The organism is Nguyenibacter vanlangensis, from assembly GCF_013376155.1.
Lineage (GTDB): Bacteria > Pseudomonadota > Alphaproteobacteria > Acetobacterales > Acetobacteraceae > Gluconacetobacter > Gluconacetobacter vanlangensis.
Map to the genome: position 1 here is coordinate 1 of NZ_JABXXP010000970.1, position 859 is coordinate 859.

The window sequence follows — 859 nt, forward strand, 5'->3', positions numbered from 1 at the left end:
GGGAGGACGAGGCCCGCGCGGGCTATGCGATGCCGCTGCGGCCCTCGGCGCGGCTGGGGCTGGATATGCTGGTCCATCCGCGCTGGGTGCTGGGGCAGATGGGGCGGACGCTGCTGAAGCGGGGCGTGCCGCATATCGAGAATATCGCGCCGGGGCGCGGACCGTCGATCTTTGCCCGCGATGTCGGGGCGGTGGGCGGGGCCGCGGATTTCAACTGGGATTCGGTCCGGGCCATCCGCCGCCTGTGGGGCGGCAAGCTGGTGCTGAAAGGGATTCTGGCGGCCACGGATGCGCTGCATGCGCGGGATATCGGGGTGGACGGGATTATCGTGTCCAACCATGGCGCGCGGCTGTCCGATACGGTCATCGCGCCGCTGGAGGCGCTGCCGGCCATCCGCGCCGCGTGCCCGGACATGACGATCCTGCTGGATGGCGGGGTGCGCCGGGCGGGAGACGCGATCACGGCGATCGCGCTGGGGGCGGATGGGGTGATGATCGGGCGCCCGTTCTTCTTTGCCACCATCCTGGAGGGACAGGCGGGACTGGCGCATGCGATCGGGCTGGTGGCCGGGGAACTGGACCGGGAGATGGCGTTTCTGGGGCTGCTGGACCTGAAAGAGAGTCGCGACGGACGGCTGTATCGGCGTATGTAGGGGCATGCCGTCATGGAGGTGGGCTGTGCAGGACCGCGTGATGCCGGTTGGGGACCCGTGGGATGCGCTGCGGCGCCTGACGCCCGCGCGGATCGGCCAGGCCCGCAGCGGGGATACCGTTGCGGTGGGCGAGGTGCTGGCGTTTCAACTGGCGCATGCGCGGGCGCGGGCGGCCGTGTGGGCGCCGTTGCGGGAAGACAAGCTGG

2 protein-coding genes are annotated in these 859 nt (G+C 70.8%); both read left to right on the forward strand.

Annotated features, from left to right (window positions below; translation table 11 throughout):
- The coding region (locus tag HUK84_RS20555; RefSeq protein ID WP_176641846.1) for an alpha-hydroxy acid oxidase at positions 1-653 on the forward strand (653 nt) is incomplete at its 5' end.
- 40 nt (positions 654-693) lie between these two features.
- A partial coding sequence (locus tag HUK84_RS20560) for an ethanolamine ammonia-lyase light chain EutC (protein WP_176641847.1) occupies positions 694-859 on the forward strand: 166 nt, incomplete at its 3' end.